The sequence below is a fragment of the Paraburkholderia sp. RL17-347-BIC-D genome (genome assembly GCF_046027915.1).
In the GTDB taxonomy this organism is placed as follows: domain Bacteria; phylum Pseudomonadota; class Gammaproteobacteria; order Burkholderiales; family Burkholderiaceae; genus Paraburkholderia.
The window spans coordinates 1-17,600 of the sequence record NZ_JARESS010000071.1 but is presented as its reverse complement, the minus strand read 5'-3'; the positions used below and the strand labels follow the sequence as shown (position 1 = coordinate 17,600).

Sequence of the window (17,600 nt, the reverse complement as noted above, 5' to 3'; positions counted from 1 at the left end):
GGTTTTGCGGCACGCACCCCCGCCAAACGCAAACCGCTGGCATGGCCATTGCTTCTACGGTGACGCTGACCCGCCGTGCATAGCGGTGACCCACAGCATTTATTTCGCTGTTCGAGACAAAGGCGTCTTGAGCGGCACCGGCCAAAAAAGCCCGAATCCAGCTTGTCTGGTTTCGGGCTTTTTGCGTTTGCGATTTCTAATCCATGTCGGAGTGAAGCAAATGAAAAGACGTACTTTCCTGTCGGCAGTCGGCTCCGGATTGGTGACCGCTGCGGGCACTGCGCTACCTAAGGCTGCGTTTGCCGCGGGAACCAGCGATCCGATCAAGCTCGGCCTGCTGTTTTCGCAATCGGGCACGATGGCCAATGGCGAGTCGCTGCTAAAAGATACGGCGCTGATGACGATCGATCAGATCAACGCCAAGGGTGGCGTGCTCGGGCGCAAGCTTCAGGGCGTTGTCGTCGATCCGGCGTCGGATTGGCCCATGTATGCGCAGCTCTCGAAGCAATTGATTCTGCGCGACCAATGCGCGGCGCTGTTCGGCTGTTGGACATCGGTGTCGCGCAAGTCGGTGTTGCCGGTGGTCGAGTCGCAGGACAGTCTCTTGTTTTATCCGCTTCACTTCGAAGGCGAAGAGCAGTCGAAGAACGTCGTCTATCTGAATTCGCCGCCGAGCAGCTCGGTGCTCCCGGCGATCAATTACCTGATGAGTGACCAGGGCGGCGGTGCCAGGCGCTTCTATATGATCGGCAGCGACTACGTCTGGCCACGCACGATCAACAAGATGCTCAAGGGCTATCTGAAGACCAAGAACATTCCGGACTCGGCATGGCGCGAACATTACGTTCCATTCGGACAGTCGAACTTCCAGACCATCGTGCGCGATATCAAGGACTTCGCCGCGCAACCGGGCGGCCAGGCCATCGTCGTGATGACCGTGGTGGGCGATTCGATTCCGGCGATGTTCAAGGAAACGATCAATCAGGGCGTGCGCGCCACCGATATTCCGATTCTTGGCCTGGACGTGGTCGACAGCGATCTAGAAGGTCTCGATACGAAGCCGCTGGTCGGCCACCTCAGCTGCTGGTGCTATTTCCAGAACGTCGATACGCCGCAGAATCGCCAGTTCAAGAGCGACTGGAAGACCTACGTCAGCGCGCATAACCTAAAGCATCGGCCGGACATGGTGATCGACCCAATGGTGTCGACCTACCTCGGCATCAATCTGTGGGCGCAGGCTGCCGCGAAAGCGCATTCCACCGGCACAGACGCGGTGCGCAAGGCGCTCGCGGGTCAGTCGATGGTCGATCCGGCAGGTTACACGGTGAAGATGGATGCTTCCACGCAGTACTTGTGGCGGGGCGACATGATCGGCTCGATCAACGCGACTCAGGGCTTTGACATTTTGTGGAAGTCGAAAGACATCGAGAGGCCCGTGGCATTTAGCCCGTTCATCGGCAAGGCTTGACAGTCCCTGTCGCACAGTCAGCAGTTGTGGGACCGGCATACGCAAGGATGCCGGTCCCCTAGCAGGATCGAATGGAAATACCCATGATCAATTTCAGGCAGATCTTTTTCGCGATCGCTTGTCTGGCGCTTGCTTGGGCCACTACCGCGAGCGCCGCACCGGGCCGCGCTGCGATGCTCACGTCGTTCTGCTCGACGAACGGCGATAAGGCCGCTGTGCTAGAGCAACTCGTCGAAACCGGCGTGTCGGACGATACACACGAGCGTGCGTGGGCGCGTCAGATAGTCGATGCGATCCGTAACGGCGCGCTCCTGTGCGGCGCCGACGGTCAGGCGACGCTGCAAGGAAACCCCGCTCTCGACGCCGCGACCCTCCAGCCGCGTGCCAATGGGCCGGCGGATTCGCCCTATGTGCCGAGCATCGTGATGATGCGCAAGCTCGCAGTCGTGTCGGCGGAAATGGACCTGTTCTCGCCACAGGAAGACACCCGCGCGACGGCCGCGCGGCAAGTCGACAAGTTCTTTGCATTGCTCGATCCCACTATCGTCGCCCGTGCGGTCAGGGCGCAGCACGACCCGGATATCGCGACCGTTCTCAGGCTGGCGCTGGCCAAGCGCGGACTGAACAGCAACGTCAAGGCGGACCGCCTGGCGGCGATCAAGGCTGTGGCCGAGGTGCCGAGCGAAACCGCGCGCACCGCGCTGGCGAACTTTGCGGCGCAAAGTTCCGTGAGATCGGATCCCGACGTGCTGGCTGCAGTGCAGGGCGCGATCCGCAACATGGATACGTGGCTGTCGCTCGGCAAGGGCTTGTCGATTCTGTTTAGCGGCTTGAGCTATGCCGGCGTGTTGTTGCTGACGGCGCTCGGTTTGTCGATCGTGTTCGGCCTGATGGGCGTGATCAATCTCGCGCATGGCGAATTCATCATGATCGGTGCGTACGCGACGTATCTCGTCGAACGTTTCATGCAGGCGCATCTGCCAGGCCTGTTCGACGCCTACATTTTCGTAGCGATTCCCGTGGCGTTCGTGATCTGCGCAGCGTGCGGCATGTTGCTCGAATTCTTCGTCATCCGGTTTCTGTATCGCCGGCCGCTGGAGACGCTGCTTGCCACATGGGCGGTCAGCATTGCGCTGATCAAGCTGATTCAGGTGCTGTTCGGCTCGCAGAACGTCGAGTTCATCACGCCCGGCTTTCTCAACGGCGGCATGCAGGTCGCGCCCGGTTTTTTCGTGACCTACAACCGCGTATTTGCAATCGTGCTCGCCGCGCTGATCTTCGTGGCGACCTTCGCCCTGGTGCGCTTCACGAAGCTTGGGCTGCTGATGCGCGCCACCACGCAGCTGCGCGACATGGCACGCTGCCTTGGCGTACCCGCCGAGCGCGTCGATCGCATCGCGTTCGGCCTGGGCGCCGGCCTCGCGGGACTGGCCGGCGTGGTGCTGACGCAGATTGCCAGCGTCAATCCGTCGATGGGCACGGGCTTCGTCGTCGACTCGTTCATGGTGGTGGTGCTCGGCGGTGCGGGCAGTCTCGCGGGGACAGTCGTGTCGTCGCTCGCGCTCGGCGAAATCAACCAGTTTATCGAACCGTTCTACGGGGCAGTTGCCGCCAAGGTGGCTGTGCTTCTGCTCATCGTGCTGATTATCCAGAAGCGCCCGCAAGGACTCTTCGCATTGAAGACCCGCGTATGAATACGTTTCCTGATCCGCGTAACAGCAGGAGAGTCACCTTGTCGGCGTTCGCAACGAAATGGCTGGGCCAGTCCGTGGAGGTCGGTATCGTCCCGCTGCTGGTCCTGCTGGCGCTCTATCTACCCTTTGCCTATTTTGTGATTCCGGAGTCGAATGCGTTGCATCTGTCGCTGTTCGGCATCAACCTGATCGGACAGATCATGTGTTTCGCGCTGCTCGCGCTGGCGCTCGATCTGGTCTGGGGTTATGCGGGCATCCTGAGCCTCGGGCACGGCATCTTCTTCGGCATAGGTGGCTATATGATGGCCATCTATCTGCTGAACGGCGCCTATGCCGAAACGCACGTATTGCCGGACTTCATGCAATACATGGGCGCCGGCGACTTTCCCGCGGTATGGAAGATGCTGTCGCGGCTCGATGTCACGATCGTCGGCACGATCATCGTCACCGTGCTGGTCTCGGGCGCGTTCGGCTTCGTCACGTTCCGCTCGCGCATCAATGGCGTGTACCTGTCGATCATCACTCAGGCGCTCACCTACGCGCTGATGCTGCTGTTGTTCATCAACGACGTGGGCCTCGGTGGCAACAATGGCATGACCGGTTTTACGAGCATCGCCGGTCGCAAGATTGCCGATACGTCCACGCAGATAGGCCTCGCCGTATGTTCGTGCCTGCTACTGGTGGTGGCCTATGTCGGCGTGCGTTTTCTCGCGCGCTCCACTTTTGGCCGGGCGCTGATCGCGGTGCGCGACGACGAAGCGCGGATGCGTTTTCTCGGCTACCGCACGCATACGCTGAAGCTCTTCGCGTGGTGTCTCTCGGCGGTACTCGCGGCGTTTGCCGGAATGCTATATGTGCCGCAGGTCGGCATCGTCAACCCGACCATCGTTTCGCCACAACTGTCTGTCGAGATTGCCGTGTGGGTTGCCATCGGTGGGCGCGGCACCCTGATCGGCGCGATCGTCGGAGCTATCGTGATCAACGGACTCAAGTTCTGGCTGACCGCGCAACTGCCGGCGCTGTGGCCGTTCATTCTTGCTGGCGTGACTCTCGTGATCGTCGTCTATTTCGGCAATGGCCTGTGGGGTACGCTCAAGGCCGCCGGCGGCGAAAGCAGGGGGGGCGGCCAATGAACCATCCACAACCGGCCACCGCCATCTACATCAGCGGCCTGTCTGTCACGTTTTCCGGCTTCGCGGCGATCACGAACCTGTCGATGGAGTTTCGATACGGCGAGATTCGCGCCATCATCGGTCCGAACGGTGCGGGCAAGACGACCTTGATGGACGTCATCACGGGAAAGACCCGGCCGGCAGGCGGCGAGGTCTTTCTGAACAAGGTCACGAATCTCGCGACGCTCGACGAAACGTCTATCGCGCGCCTCGGCATCGGCCGCAAGTTCCAGAAGCCGAGCGTGTTCGAAGCGTTGCGGGTTCGCGAAAACCTCGAACTGGCGATTCGCAACGGTCGCGGATATGCGGAGATGGTTCGCTCGCGCCTCGGCGCACAGCAGAACCGGCGTATCGACGACGTGCTCGAGACGATCGGTCTCGAGAATGAAGGACCCCGGATGGCTGGCACGTTGTCACATGGCCAGAAGCAGTGGCTCGAAATCGGCATGCTGCTTGTCGCCGATCCGCAAGTGATCCTGCTCGATGAACCGGTTGCCGGCATGACCGACCACGAAACCGCACGCACCGCCGAACTGATCACGCGGCTCAAGTCGCCCGAGCGGGCGGTGGTGGTGATCGAGCACGACATGGATTTTGTCGGCAGGATCGCGGACCTCGTAAGCGTGCTGCATGAAGGGCAGTTGCTGGGCGAGGGATCGATGGAGAGCGTGCGCAATGATCCACGCGTGATTCAGGTTTATCTCGGACGGTGAGCATGCTGAAGATTTCCGCACTCAATCAGTTTTACGGCAGCAGCCACACGTTGCGCGACGTGTCGCTGAACGTAGCCGACGGCGCCTGCACCGTCGTGCTCGGCCGCAACGGCGTGGGCAAGACGACCTTGTTGAAGTGCCTCGTCGGGCTGTTGCCGGTCAAAGCCGGCGAAATCGAACTGGCGGGCCAGCCGCTGACCCGCACGCCGTCGCACCGGCGCGTACTGGCGGGTCTGGGCTACGTGCCGCAAGGACGCGAGATTTTTCCGCAACTCAGCGTCGAAGAAAACCTGCGCATCGGCGCCTACGCGGGCGAGAGCAATCAGACCGCCAAGGGCAAGCAATTTTCCTTCGACGACGTCTTTCATACCTTTCCTGTGCTGAAGACGATGCGCGGGCGCATTGCGGGGAATCTGTCCGGCGGACAGCAGCAGCAGCTTGCGATTGGCAGAGCGCTACTGACCAATCCAAAGCTGCTCATTCTCGACGAGCCGACTGAGGGCATTCAGCCGTCGATCGTGATGGAGATCGAGGCGGTGATCCGTTCGCTGAAAGGATCGCTGTCGATCCTATTGGTAGAGCAATTTTTCGATTTCGCGCAGGCGGTAGCCGACGACTATGTCGTGCTGGTACGCGGCCAGGTCGTGTCGGCTGGGGCCGGGGACCAGATGGAAGCCAATAACGTCAGAGCGTTAATTTCAGTGTAATGCGGCGTCAGCGTTGCGCCCATTCACATCGACAACCCACATTTGAACAGGAAACACCATGATGAACTGGCTTGAACAATCGATCATGTACACGCGCGGCGTCGCTCGCGGCCAGGTCCGCGAAACGCACGAACTCAGCGAATCCCGTCAGGGCACATTTCACTACACCATCGGACCATACTCGACGCCGGTGATGAAGATTGCCCCGGGCGACCGGGTTGTGGTTCAGACACGCGACGCATTTGACGGCAAGATCCTCACGGAAAAGGATCTGCCGAGTCAGAAGCTCCGGGTGCCGTTCCTGAATCCGCAAAGCGGCCCGATCATGATCGAAGGCGCGGAGAAGGGCGACGTGGTGGCGGTATACATCGAATCGATGCTGCCGCGCGGCGACAATCCGCGCGGCACCTGCTGCCTGATTCCGCGCTTCGGCGCGCTGACCGGTACGGAATACACCGCAACGCTTAATGAGCCGTTGCCCGAGATCACCCGCAAGATCGACGTGGACGAAGAAGGGGTCTACTGGAGCAAGCGCGTCACGCTGCCGTACAAGCCACATATCGGTACGCTGAGCCTGTCGCCGGAAATCGACTCGATCAATTCGCTCACGCCGGACAACCACGGTGGCAATATGGACGTGCCCGACATGGGCCCGGGCAGCATCACTTATCTCCCGGTGCGCTCCGCCGGTGCGCGGCTCTTTATCGGCGACGCGCACGCCTGCCAGGGTGACGGCGAAGTGTGCGGCACCGCCGTCGAATACTCCAGCACGACCACGATCCACGTCGATCTGATCAAGGGCTGGCACATTGAATGGCCGCGCCTCGAAACCGATGAGCTACTGATGGCGATCGGCAGTGCGCGCCCGCTTGAAGACGCGACGCGCATCGCGTACCACGAACTGGTGTTGTGGATGGAAAAGGAATACGGCTTCGACCGCTGGGATGCCTACATGATGCTCAGCCAGTGCGGCAAGGTGCGGCTAGGTAACTTCGTCGACCCGAAGTATTCGGTCGGCGCGGCGATCAGCAAGAAGTATCTCGCACCGGCTGCTTGAGGAGACGCCACCATGGATCTGAAACTCAACGGTTTGAAGGCACTGGTCACCGGCGGCACCAAAGGTATCGGCCGTGCCATTGCGCAAACGCTAGCCGTAGAAGGCGCGGACGTCGCGCTCTGCGCGCGTGATGGCGCCGCCGTCGAACAGACGGTGGCCGGCATCGTGCAGGTCAGCGGTGGTGCGGTCAAGGTGTGCGGCGCCTCGGTCGACGTTTCTAACGGTCCGGCGTTACAGGCCTGGACACGTGACGCCGCCGCGCAACTCGGCGGCATCGACATTGTGGTCGCCAATGTGAGCGCGCTGTCGATCGGCAACGATCTGGAATCGTGGCGCAAGGAGTTCGAAACCGACCTGATGGGCACGGTCAACCTGGTCGACGCCGCGATGCCTTTTCTCGAAGCGAGCAAGGCTGCCTCGATCGTCGCGATATCGAGCGTGTCCGGCCGGGAAATTGACTTTGCCGCCGGCCCTTACGGGACCTTCAAGGCGGCGCTGATCCACTACATGCAAGGCCTCGCGTACCACCTCGCGCCGAAGGGCATCCGCGCGAACGCCGTGTCGCCGGGCAACGTCTATTTCGAAGGCGGTGTGTGGGATCACATCGAACATAACGATCCGAAGCTGTTCGCGGAAGCACTCGCGTTGAATCCCAGCGGACGCATGGCGCGCCCGCAAGAGATCGCGAACGCGGTCGCGTTCGTCGCGAGCCCGGCGGCGAGCTTCGTGAGCGGGGCGAATCTGGTAGTGGATGGCGCGCTCACGCGTGGGGTGCAACTCTAAGTGCAGAGAAGCTGCGTCACGCAGGTCGATTCGACAAAAAACCAAGGAGCCTTGGCGATAATGAAAGAATCTATTCACTTCTGACTGCCGGCCACTCAACCGGCACGGCGACCCCGCTGCCGGCATCTCTCGATCGCAAATCTGCTGGCGATATGCGGCGCGCGTTCGGCATCGGCAATTGAACGCGTTCAATCACGTATCGCGGGGCCGCTGTCCTGATATCTACTGAGACGGGCGGTCAATCCTCAGCGTTCACCCCTCGCGGCGCTTATACGTCCGTATAAGCGGGGTACCCTAACGCGGCATCGGCATATCCAACCGTAGAGTAGATTCGCCCTCGGGCTCGACCTAATCTTCTCTCATCGCTACACCCTCGCTGTTACATCAGCGGAAAGCTCGCGGTTCGGCTCCCCCCGACATGGCGCTTCCGGATGCCCGCCCGGCCGATTTCCTCGTTTGCGCCTTCAAGGAATCATCGTGTCACATGTTCTTCATAGCTGGATCCATATCCAAAGCAACTCATACGACGGGTACGCGATCGTGCCGTGGCCTGGCAGGACCGTTTATCGCCGTACGGTCGGCTTCTCCTCAGTACGTATGCAATGGCTGCACATTCAGAACCTGTTTGACCGCTACCTTTGTTCAACGACTGTTTCACTCTCTCCTGAAGAGGGGCGCGATCTTGAACGCTGAACACAATGCGAATTTGCACATGCTTTCTCCGGGCCCCGACGATGCATTCAACCCAGTCGAGGTCGGGCCCGCAGACGAGGCTGTGAGTCTTGCTTTACTGGCTCTGCGACGCGTACTGCTGAATACCGATCCCAGCGTCATGTTGTGCAGCGCGCCGGAGCGGCCCGCAGACACGGGTCGCGCGTGCTTACATGCAAGGGCGGAACGATGAAGTGGACCGCGGATACCTTAGCGATCCTGCGCGATTTGCGCTCACTGAAAGTTGTTGTGATTCATCCACAGGATCAGGATGGCGACGAGCTTCTCGCGCAACTCCACCGCATTGGGTGCGACGTGGAGGTCTGCTGGCCGACACTCGACAGCTTGCCCTTCGGAACCGGGCTAGTGCTGATGGCGCTACGCCCCGAAACCCGCTCGGTCAATTTCCCGTGGCTCGGAACCAGCATGTCGCCGCCTGTGATTCCGGTGGTGACCTACGAAAATCCGATCACCGTCGAAGCGGTGCTGCGCCTGAACGCGCTGGCGGTGATACCGTCGCCGGTGCGCTCATTCGGATTGATGACCGCGATTGCGGTGGCGTTGACGCAATGTCAGGCATTGCGAATGCGCGATCGATACATTGAACGGCTCGAGAAGAAGCAAGCGAGCGTTCGGGTGATCCAGCATGCCACGCAGCTCATGATGGAAAGGCGCGGCGTATCGGAAGAACACGCGTATCAGTTGCTACGCTCAAAGGCGATGCTCAAGCGCGAGCAGATCGAGGTGGTAGCAAGCGAGATCGTCAAGGCGCACGAAACGCTGACTCTTTAGCCCACAAGAATCGTGTCCCATGCGCAAGCTCACACCGCAGACACAGGCCGCGCCACGCGCCCGCGGCCGTTGTCTCTATGCTACCCACGGCCGACGAACGGCATCTTGCTAGCCATAACGGTCATGAACTGCACGTTCGCTTCGAGTGGCAAATCGGCCATATAAAGGACCGCGCCAGCGACGTGCTCGACATCCATCAGCGGTTCGACGGCAATTTCGCCGTTGGCCTGTGGCACTCCCTTTGCCATGCGTGCCGCGAGGTCGGTGAGAGCGTTGCCGATGTCGATCTGTCCGCAGGCGATGTCGTACTTGCGTCCGTCGAGTGATGTCGATTTGGTCAGGCCGGTGATCGCATGCTTGGTGGCCGTATAGGCGATACTGTTCGGACGTGGTGCGTGCGCGGAGATCGAGCCGTTGTTGATGATACGTCCGCCGCGCGGCAGTTGCGTTTTCATCAGCGCGACGGCAGCGCGCGTGCAGAGGAAGGCACCCGTCAGATTCGTGTTCACGACGGCGTGCCAATCTTCCAGACTGAGTTCGTCGATATCGACGGCCGGTGCGCCACGGCCAGCATTGTTGAAGAGAAGATCGAGGCGGTTGTAGCGTTGTCGTATCGTGTCGAAGAGAGCGGCGACGCTAGCGGCGTCGGTGACGTCGGTGGGAACAGCAAGTGCCCCTTGGCCGAGTTGCTGCGCCTCTTCGGCTAGCGCCTCGAGGGGTGCTTTGTTTCGTCCAGCGAGCACCACACGGTAGCCGTGCTGAAACAGCTTGCGAGCGGTGGCGCGTCCGATACCGCTGCCTGCTCCAGTGATCAATGCGATCTTGCCGACTTCTGAACTCATGAGACAAACCTCCATGTATCAATACGATGCACATACGATCAACACGCGCAAACAGTAATCGCGAGTTCTATCGCAATGGTGAAAAGCTGGTTGAGAAAGCCTATTTCGTCTGGACGCGAGTGGGCAGCGTATGACCAGCCCAGTCGCGTCCATTCACAACAACAGGTAGCGATTAGTTGCTGGCGATTTCGTGGCTGGATAGCAATTCGATTGCCCTGCACAGAGCCGAGTGGTCGAGCTTGCTCATGCCGTTCGCGGCGCAAGCGTTCATCAGTTCCTGCGCGGACGCAGTATGAGGCAAGGAAACGCCAAGCGCCTTGGCGCCCTGCAAGGCGAGGTTGAGGTCCTTCTGGTGCAGCTCGATGCGGAAGCCCGGATCAAATGTTCGCTTGATCATCCGCTCGCCGTGCACTTCCAGAATCCGCGACGCTGCGAATCCGCCCATCAGTGCCTGGCGCACTTTCACCGGATCCGCGCCAGCCTTCGAGGCAAAGAGCAGCGCTTCTGACACCGCCTGAATATTCAGGGCGACGATGATCTGATTCGCCACCTTGGTGGTCTGGCCATCGCCGTTACTGCCGACGAGCGTGATGTTCTTGCCCATCAGTTCAAACAAAGGCTTGACCTTGTCGAACACCGCCTGCGACCCACCGACCATGATCGTCAGCGACGCGGCCTTCGCACCCACTTCGCCACCCGATACCGGAGCATCGAGATACTGGCATCCGAGTTCGTTGATCTTTCTGGCGAACTCCTTAGTCGCAATCGGCGAAATCGAACTCATGTCGACCACGATCTGGTTCGCACGGAGTCCGCTTGCTACACCGTTTTCCCCAAAGAGCACTGACTCCACGTGTGGGGTATCGGGCACCATCAGGATCACAATGTCGGCTTGCTGTGCCACCGCGTTGCCGGACTCGCAGAGCGTCGCGCCATTCTCGATCAAGCCCGACGGCGCGGGGTTTCGATCATGCACAAAGAGTTGATGGCCGCCTTGCTGCAGATTGGCGGCCATTGGCGCACCCATGACACCCAGACCGATGAATCCAACTTTTTCCATAACTTCCTCTTCAATGAGTTCTTCTTAAATCGTTGACAGTGGCGACAAGCTATTACGCCGCGGAGCGCAATACTTCGGGGTTGAGACAGGTCTGCGGCTTCTCGCCTTTCAGAACGCTGATGACGTTTTCCGTCGCGATCTTACCCATCGCAAGGCGGGTCTCGATCGTCGCGGAAGCGATGTGCGGTACGACAAGCACGTTATCCAGGCTGCTCAATCCTGGCTCGAGTTCGGGTTCGCGCTCGAACACGTCGAGGCCGGCCCCCCAGATTACCTGGTCGCGCAGCGCGGCAACCAGTGCCTTTTCATCGACCAGCGGACCGCGGGCTGCATTGATCAGGATGGCTGTGCGCTTCATCTTCGCAAGCTCAGCCGCGCCGATGTAATGCTGCGTTTCCGGCAGGAGCGGCAGGTGCAACGACAGATAATCCGACTCGCACAGGAGCGTTTCCTTGTCGACGAATGTCGCGCCGACCTGACGTTCGAGTTCGGGATTGCGCTGTGCGTCGGTGTAGATCACCTTCATATCGAAGGCGGCCGCCTTGCGCGCAAATTTCGATCCGATCCGACCCATGCCTGCGACACCCAGAGTTTTGTTGTCGACGTCCTGGCCGATAAATGCCATCGGCGCCCATCCTTGCCACTTATCGGCACGCACGAAGCGTTCGGACTCAGAGATGCGCCGTGCTGTCGCAAGCAATAGCGCCCATGCATGGGTTGCCGTGGCGTTGTCAAGCACACCCGGCGTATTGGTCATGATCATGCCGCGTTGGGTCGCCGCCTGCAGGTCGAAGTTGTTGAAGCCAACCGCGTAGTTCGCGAAGATCTTGCATTGCGGGCCGGCGGCATCGAGCACTTCGCCGTCAATTGTGTCGGTCAGTAGGGTGATCACGGCGTCCCGACCCTGCACTGCTTTCAGCAGTTCATCGCGCGTGAGTGCCCGATCATGCGGATTGACCTCGACGTCGTGAAACTGCCGCAGATCGTCAATTGTCTCTTGCGAGATCATGCGTGTCACATAAACGTTAAACCGTTTCATTGATTGTTCTCTTGTTAAAACACGATACAACACTGCAAAAAGATTACCCGCGCATACCTCATGGCGCGTGGCCCTGCAAGCTGCATGGAGTCCCGAAACGGGCAAGTTCGTCGGCGACAGCCTGATCTTCGGCCGGCGTGAGGCCACTGATACCGATCGCCCCGATCACGTTGCCCTGCGCGTCGCTTAGCACCGCACCGCCGGGCAACGCAGTCAACAATGGATCGCAGAAATAGCTGATGGGAATTTCCTCGCGGCGCAGCCGCGCATGGAATGCGTCCGTTGTCACACCCAGACGGGTAGACGTGTAAGCCTTCTGGTGCGCTAACTGGATGCCGCGCACGGGAGCATCGTCCATCCGCAAAAATCCAACGAGGAAGCCGTGGCTATCACACACGGAAATGCACACCGGCTTGCCAAACTGCTGGTGCACTTTATCGACGGCGCGTGCGAGCAGTGCCTGCGCCGACTGGAGGTTCAAATGGCTCAATAGGTTCGCCTAGTCTTTGTGGGTTGAGGATCCGGTCGGAGATGAATGGTTAAAGTCCATCGCGTCACTCCGCTGCCCGCCGCTCCGGACGGTGGGCAGCGCCGTCTTTTGGGCCGGGCGCTCGAAGGCACGCGCGGCGACTCCATTCAGCTTACCGACGATTCGGTGCTTGACTGTGCGCGCGACCCGCAGCCGCACCCCGAGCCATGCTGATGCGTGTACACCGCACGTTCGTGGACTCGGCGTTCGGCACTCCCGGACGAGGACATCAATGCCAGTGCAGGCATGGCCAGCATGCGCTGTGCGATAGCGCTACATGTTGGGCAAGCACAGGTCGCGTCGCGTTCAGCGACAGGACGCATGACGGAGAACGTGCCACAGGTTTCACAACGATAGGGATAAATCGGCATCGCCTTTCTTTCCTCTTTCTTCGAAATCAATAGATGATTTGCGCGATTACCGACAGCGTCGTCGGCCACAGAATGTTCACCGTGCCTGCACCGACCGGTTCCAGCATCGTGACCGGGCAGTCCGGTCTCAATGCCTTGTGACGGTGCCTGTCAGCCTCGCACAGAATCCGCGGCCCGATGCCGTTCCCTCAACGCTTGGGCAAGTACTTTTTGTCGACCTTGCAGATATAGGTGTATTTCGGATTCACCATCTGGGTACAGCGCGCTTCCGCGATCTGGCCGAGCAGCATGTAGGCTTCGGCACCGGGAATGCCGTAGCCCTCTTCCAGCCAATAGACCATTTCCTCGAACGCGATACGCAGCGCGTCGTCGAGCGGCCGCGCGCAGCCGACGGTACAGATGTGCGTCGGCGTCTCGATGCGCGGCCAGATCATGCGGCTCGGCGCGCGGACGAGATCGACCTTGAGCTTCAGGTGGCCGCGAATCTCGATTGCTCCCATGCCGTTACACTCGGCGTCGCCCTGCAATGCATGCACGTCGCCGAAATACAGGTACGCGCCTTCATGGAACACCGGAAACATGATGCGATTGCCGTTCGTGACTTCCTGGATGTCCAGGTTGCCACCGTGGGTACCGTTGTCGACGGTGAGCGTGCCGCCCGCCACCGGCGCCACGCCGATCACGCCGATCATCGGCTTGGCTTCCAGCTTGAGCGAGTCGCTCCAGTGAACGATGCCATTTTCGACGACGACGTTGCGATTCTGGATGCCGAATTCCTTCTTACGGACCCAATCCGGAAAAATCCCGATGCCCGGCCACAGCGCGGTATAACCGAGGCCGTGCACGCCAACTTCGAGGACGTCGATGACGACCATATCGCCAGGCTTCGCGCCGCGCAGGCGCACAGGCCCGGTGGCCGGATTGACGAACGGGAGCTTCACTTTCGACTCGTCCAGCTTTTCGTCGAGCTGCGTAATCAGGTGGCCGCCGATGTTCAATTCGGTTTCGACCTCGAAGGTCTCGCCCGGCGAGACTTCGGCAATGAAACCATCGGTAGCCGTCAGTGCGTACTTCAGGTCATCCTTACGGATGATCTGGTGAGGTGTGGATAGTGTGCTCATAGGATGCTGCCTACTCCTTCAGGGGTTGCTAAATGCCACCGGCCGGCAACGTCGCGGCGGATGGCTTAAATCAATCGAACTTGTGCCAGGGCATGAGGAAGCGCTCTAGCCGACCGACGAGAAACGACAGGAAGAGCGCGAGTGCGATGGTCACCACCACGCCGGCGAATACTTTGGGAATGATGTAGAGGCTACCGGCCTTGAAGATCGCATGGCCGAGCCCATCGTCTGACGACATGAATTCGCCCACAATGGCACCAATCAATGCAAAGCCGACAGTGAGCCTGAAGCCCGCGAAGATGTCGCGCAGCGAGGCGGGGATCACCAGCTTGCGGAAAGTCTGCCGCTTGGTCGCGCCGAGCGTGCGCATCTGATTGATCTGATCGTCATCGACGCTGGTCGCCCCCTTGTACGCGGTGACCAGCGCCACCACCACGACGGATAACGTCGACATGGCGAGTTTCGACCCGAGCCCGGTACCGAACCAGATGATCACGATGGGCGCGAGTGCGACGATCGGAATCGAGCCCAGCGCAACGATGAACGGCTGCATGACCTTCGAGACGAAGCGTGAATACCATAGCGACAAGCCGAGCACGGTGCCGATGACATTGCCGAACAGAAATCCGAGCAGCGTTTCCATGCCAGTCACGCCGGCGTCGTGTACGAGACTGCCGTCCTGCTGCATCTTTACCAGGTAACCCCAGATCTGGCTGGGCGACCCGAACAGGAAGGCCAGCGCCTGACTCGACGTCGCAACCTGCCACAGGGCGAGCAGTGCGGCGAGTAGCGCGAGTTGGCAGGCAGCCACGACGAGCTTGCCGCGGCAGCGGCGAATTAGCCTGCGCCATTTGAGGGATGCCGGGGCATACGGGGGCGCCGGAGAGCGGGTTTCTTGCACGCGCGTTCCTTTTCAACGTTCGCCCATACGCACGTCGAGCTGAGACCAGATCTCGCGTACGTGGGCGGTGAAGCCCGCAGCGTCGCGGGCGGCCATCATGTCGTTGCGGTCGCAATCCAGGTGGACCTCGTGGATCGCCTTGATGCGGGACGGACGGTGGGTGAGGACGATCACACGGTCCGACAACGAGACCGCCTCCTCGACGTCATGTGTGATCAGCAGAACCGAGCGACCCTGACCCCTGACCAGCCGGGCCATGTCGCTTTCCAGCACCAGTTTCGTCTGGAAATCGAGCGCGGCGAACGGCTCGTCTAGCAGCATGACTTCGGGGTCGGTCACCAGCGTGCGCGCAAGTGCAACGCGCGCACGCATGCCGCCCGATAAAGCCGTCGGGTAGTAGTTGTAGTACGGAGCAAGTCCGACCTTGCCGAGCATCGCATGCGCCTTTTTCTCGCGATGCGCGCGCGACATCCCGGTCAGTTCGAGGCCAAGTGTGACGTTGGCCAACACATTGCGCCACGGCATCAGCATGTCCTTCTGCAACATGTAGCCGATGCCCTTGGGGACGTCGTCCAGCGCCTGACCGTGCCACAGCACCGCGCCGCGCGTCGGCTGCGTAAGACCGCTCATCAGGTTCAACAGCGTGGTCTTGCCGCAACCGGACGGGCCCACCAGGCTGACAATTTCCCCAGCGCGCAGGCTGAAGGAAATGTCACCGATAACCTGATTCAACTCGCCTTCATCTTCGCCATACGATTTGCCGACCCCGCGCGCAACCAGCGGGGCGTGCGGGTTGGCGGTCCCCCCCGCCTGCGCCGCAGGCACTCCTGCGCCCGCTACATTCATTTGGACACCGCCACCGTTACGCCCGCGCCCGCCGCAGCGGTCTTGGCGGCCTTGTTAGAAAAGGTGTTGTCGATCACGTCGCTATAGGCCAGCGTCCCTTGTACGTTGCCCAGGTACTTCTGCATTGATATCAGCTTGTCCCACTGCTGCCGGTCGACCGGCAGCGTTTGGGCCGGGATCTTGTACTGCAACTCCATGTCGATTGCCTTGTTCACCACGTCGGGCGGCAGGTCCGGGAACTCCGCACGGGCAACCTCCTTCGCATAGTCGGGCTTGGCATACGTAAGACGCGCGGCTTCTTCCAGTGCGTCCACGAGCGACTGGACGACCTCGGGATGCGCCATGGCATATTCGGGCAGCACCATGATCCCCGTATTGCAGAACGGACCCATATAGCTTGAGAAGTCGAATACCACTTTCGCCCCTTGCGCCATCGCAGCCGCCACCATGGGCTGCTGCGCAAACGCGATGTCGGCGCGACCCGCGAGCATGGCGCCGATTTCCGTGCCTGGGGTTACTTCGACGATCTTCGCGTCCGTGCCGACTTTCAGGCCATTGTCCTGCAGCAGTTTCTTCGTGACGCTGTACTCGGTATTCGGATCAGGCGACGTGACTAAGGTCAACCCCTTGAAAGCTTTGGGATCGGTGATGCGCGCCACAGTCTTTGATACGCCAAAGTAATGTGCACGCTGCACCAGCGTCCCGACGACCATGCCCGGTCCGCCGCGCTCGCGAGACATCTCCACCATGGTCGGATCGCCGACGGCAAACTGCGCGGTCTTGCCGAGCACCGCGGCGAAAGCCTGCGTGTCCCCACCGGCTGCGGTCAGGTGTATGGTCAGTCCGTGCTTCTCGAACAGCTTCGCGTGCTGTGCAACGTAGAGGTCGATGTAACCGAGGTTATGTACGGCCTCGGAAAACTCGATGGGTTGCAGCGACGCCGCGGCAGCGGAGTGAGCGAACCCGAAAGCGCTGAGCGTGGCGAGCAGCACACGCCCAAGTTGGGGCACAACACTGGTAGCAGAGCCCGAACCGACTGCTGAAAATGTACGTCTTTTCATTGCTTCCAACTCCGACAATAATGGGATCGCAAAACGAAAAAGGTCCGGCATCAGACGCGCTGATGTCGGACCTTTTTGGCCGGTGTTATCCAAGACGCCTTTGTCTCGGACAACGGGAGTGCTGTTTGATGCTCGTCGCGTACGGCGAAGCCAGCGTGGCTTATTAAGCAACGGCTATGCCAGTTTGCGCCACACAATGCGTGCCGGTTCTTCGATCCTTGCGGACCCACGAATGGAAGAGGGATCACTCACATTTCACACAGAGCAAAAGGAGCAATGTGAACGATCTCCGGATGCACCGGCTGCGCACCATTTCGCGTTACAGCACGCCATTGGTGCAATGTTGCACAGGCAAATAGCATTCGATATCTTTAGGAAAGCTCAGCCGGCGTGGGCGTCTTGCCGTAACACCTGTGGTGGTCTAATTTCCTCGGACAGGTCGATAGGGGGACAATCCTAAATCGACGAGGAAAAACAATAGATGACAAGAAGGCGCCGACAATTTGACGCCAGCTTCAAGCTGGAAGTGGTACGGATGGTACGAGACCAGGGGTTATCGGTCAGCGAAGTCAGCCGGTCGATGGACCTTGTTGAGACAGCCGTGCGGCGCTGGGTGGCGCAGTACGATGCGGAACGTGCTGGCGGCCCCGGCGAGGGCAAGCCGCTGACAGCTGAACAGCAGCGCATCCGGCAACTTGAAGCAGAGAACCGCCAACTGCGAGAGGACAACGCA

18 protein-coding genes are annotated in these 17,600 nt (G+C 60.3%); 9 read left to right on the top strand and 9 right to left on the bottom strand.

Translation table 11 applies throughout. From position 1 onward, the window contains the following. The first annotated feature begins 220 nt into the window (after nucleotides 1-220). From P0D96_RS43115 to P0D96_RS43080, 8 genes are all read left to right on the top strand, one after another. A complete protein-coding gene (locus P0D96_RS43115; RefSeq protein ID WP_408320050.1) occupies nucleotides 221-1,468 on the top strand; it encodes an urea ABC transporter substrate-binding protein in 1,248 nt (415 codons plus the stop codon). 83 nt (nucleotides 1,469-1,551) lie between these two features. Next, nucleotides 1,552-3,162 carry an urea ABC transporter permease subunit UrtB gene (gene urtB, locus P0D96_RS43110; protein WP_408320048.1) on the top strand — a complete coding sequence of 537 codons (1,611 nt, stop codon included), beginning with the start codon at nucleotides 1,552-1,554 and terminating at the stop codon, nucleotides 3,160-3,162. Nucleotides 3,163-3,200: 38 nt separating this feature from the next. Then, a complete protein-coding gene (gene urtC / locus P0D96_RS43105; RefSeq protein WP_408183525.1) occupies nucleotides 3,201-4,295 on the top strand; it encodes an urea ABC transporter permease subunit UrtC in 1,095 nt (364 codons plus the stop codon). Then, entirely contained in the window at nucleotides 4,292-5,047 is a 756-nt protein-coding gene (urtD, locus tag P0D96_RS43100) for an urea ABC transporter ATP-binding protein UrtD (protein WP_408183527.1), read from the top strand. Before urtC ends, urtD begins: the two co-directional genes overlap by 4 nt. Before the next feature lie 2 nt (nucleotides 5,048-5,049). After that, entirely contained in the window at nucleotides 5,050-5,754 is a 705-nt protein-coding gene (urtE, locus tag P0D96_RS43095) for an urea ABC transporter ATP-binding subunit UrtE (RefSeq protein WP_408183529.1), read from the top strand. Nucleotides 5,755-5,815: 61 nt separating this feature from the next. Further along, entirely contained in the window at nucleotides 5,816-6,811 is a 996-nt protein-coding gene (locus P0D96_RS43090; protein ID WP_408183536.1) for an acetamidase/formamidase family protein, read from the top strand. A 12-nt stretch (nucleotides 6,812-6,823) separates the two neighbouring features. Continuing rightward, nucleotides 6,824-7,594, top strand: a complete 771-nt coding sequence (locus tag P0D96_RS43085) for an SDR family NAD(P)-dependent oxidoreductase (RefSeq protein WP_408320045.1) — start codon at nucleotides 6,824-6,826, stop codon at nucleotides 7,592-7,594. A gap of 900 nt (nucleotides 7,595-8,494) precedes the next feature. Next, the gene (locus tag P0D96_RS43080; RefSeq protein WP_408287995.1) at nucleotides 8,495-9,097 is read left to right on the top strand and encodes an ANTAR domain-containing response regulator; all 603 of its coding nucleotides are present in this window, start codon (nucleotides 8,495-8,497) and stop codon (nucleotides 9,095-9,097) included. 80 nt (nucleotides 9,098-9,177) lie between these two features. On the opposite strand, the gene P0D96_RS43075 is transcribed toward P0D96_RS43080, so the two are convergent. The 9 genes from P0D96_RS43075 to P0D96_RS43035 form a co-directional block, all read right to left on the bottom strand. Then, a complete protein-coding gene (locus P0D96_RS43075; protein ID WP_408320043.1) occupies nucleotides 9,178-9,939 on the bottom strand; it encodes an SDR family oxidoreductase in 762 nt (253 codons plus the stop codon). A gap of 172 nt (nucleotides 9,940-10,111) precedes the next feature. Next, nucleotides 10,112-10,999: a 2-hydroxy-3-oxopropionate reductase gene (gene glxR, locus P0D96_RS43070; RefSeq protein WP_408320041.1), complete on the bottom strand. Its 888-nt coding sequence runs from the start codon at nucleotides 10,997-10,999 to the stop codon at nucleotides 10,112-10,114. Between the two features lie 52 nt (nucleotides 11,000-11,051). Then, entirely contained in the window at nucleotides 11,052-12,038 is a 987-nt protein-coding gene (locus P0D96_RS43065; RefSeq protein WP_408320039.1) for a 2-hydroxyacid dehydrogenase, read from the bottom strand. Nucleotides 12,039-12,096: 58 nt separating this feature from the next. Beyond that, the gene (locus P0D96_RS43060; protein WP_408320037.1) at nucleotides 12,097-12,528 is read right to left on the bottom strand and encodes a GlcG/HbpS family heme-binding protein; all 432 of its coding nucleotides are present in this window, start codon (nucleotides 12,526-12,528) and stop codon (nucleotides 12,097-12,099) included. 146 nt (nucleotides 12,529-12,674) lie between these two features. Further along, nucleotides 12,675-12,938: an FmdB family zinc ribbon protein gene (locus P0D96_RS43055; protein ID WP_408436260.1), complete on the bottom strand. Its 264-nt coding sequence runs from the start codon at nucleotides 12,936-12,938 to the stop codon at nucleotides 12,675-12,677. 188 nt (nucleotides 12,939-13,126) lie between these two features. Next, complete coding sequence (locus P0D96_RS43050) at nucleotides 13,127-14,059, bottom strand: acetamidase/formamidase family protein (RefSeq protein WP_408183491.1); 933 nt, start codon at nucleotides 14,057-14,059, stop codon at nucleotides 13,127-13,129. 70 nt (nucleotides 14,060-14,129) lie between these two features. Beyond that, nucleotides 14,130-14,870 (bottom strand): ABC transporter permease, encoded by a 741-nt coding sequence (locus tag P0D96_RS43045; RefSeq protein ID WP_408320035.1) that lies wholly within the window; start codon nucleotides 14,868-14,870, stop codon nucleotides 14,130-14,132. Nucleotides 14,871-14,972: 102 nt separating this feature from the next. Beyond that, complete coding sequence (locus tag P0D96_RS43040) at nucleotides 14,973-15,785, bottom strand: ABC transporter ATP-binding protein (RefSeq protein ID WP_408320033.1); 813 nt, start codon at nucleotides 15,783-15,785, stop codon at nucleotides 14,973-14,975. 17 nt (nucleotides 15,786-15,802) lie between these two features. Further along, nucleotides 15,803-16,960: an ABC transporter substrate-binding protein gene (locus P0D96_RS43035; protein ID WP_408320031.1), complete on the bottom strand. Its 1,158-nt coding sequence runs from the start codon at nucleotides 16,958-16,960 to the stop codon at nucleotides 15,803-15,805. Between the two features lie 388 nt (nucleotides 16,961-17,348). Here P0D96_RS43035 and P0D96_RS43030 point away from each other — a divergent pair. Then, nucleotides 17,349-17,600: transposase (locus P0D96_RS43030; protein ID WP_408320029.1), on the top strand; the 252-nt coding region annotated here is incomplete at its 3' end.

What these genes read in the sequence shown, in the direction of transcription:
- P0D96_RS43115 (WP_408320050.1), top strand. Translation starts at nt 221, where the DNA reads ATGAAAAGACGTACTTTCCTGTCGGCAGTCGGCTCCGGATTGGTGACC.
- urtB (WP_408320048.1), top strand. Translation starts at nt 1,552, where the DNA reads ATGATCAATTTCAGGCAGATCTTTTTCGCGATCGCTTGTCTGGCGCTT.
- urtD (WP_408183527.1), top strand. Translation starts at nt 4,292, where the DNA reads ATGAACCATCCACAACCGGCCACCGCCATCTACATCAGCGGCCTGTCT.
- urtE (WP_408183529.1), top strand. Translation starts at nt 5,050, where the DNA reads ATGCTGAAGATTTCCGCACTCAATCAGTTTTACGGCAGCAGCCACACG.
- P0D96_RS43090 (WP_408183536.1), top strand. Translation starts at nt 5,816, where the DNA reads ATGAACTGGCTTGAACAATCGATCATGTACACGCGCGGCGTCGCTCGC.
- P0D96_RS43085 (WP_408320045.1), top strand. Translation starts at nt 6,824, where the DNA reads ATGGATCTGAAACTCAACGGTTTGAAGGCACTGGTCACCGGCGGCACC.
- P0D96_RS43080 (WP_408287995.1), top strand. Translation starts at nt 8,495, where the DNA reads ATGAAGTGGACCGCGGATACCTTAGCGATCCTGCGCGATTTGCGCTCA.
- P0D96_RS43075 (WP_408320043.1), bottom strand. Translation starts at nt 9,939, where the DNA reads ATGAGTTCAGAAGTCGGCAAGATCGCATTGATCACTGGAGCAGGCAGC.
- glxR (WP_408320041.1), bottom strand. Translation starts at nt 10,999, where the DNA reads ATGGAAAAAGTTGGATTCATCGGTCTGGGTGTCATGGGTGCGCCAATG.
- P0D96_RS43065 (WP_408320039.1), bottom strand. Translation starts at nt 12,038, where the DNA reads ATGAAACGGTTTAACGTTTATGTGACACGCATGATCTCGCAAGAGACA.
- P0D96_RS43055 (WP_408436260.1), bottom strand. Translation starts at nt 12,938, where the DNA reads ATGCCGATTTATCCCTATCGTTGTGAAACCTGTGGCACGTTCTCCGTC.
- P0D96_RS43050 (WP_408183491.1), bottom strand. Translation starts at nt 14,059, where the DNA reads ATGAGCACACTATCCACACCTCACCAGATCATCCGTAAGGATGACCTG.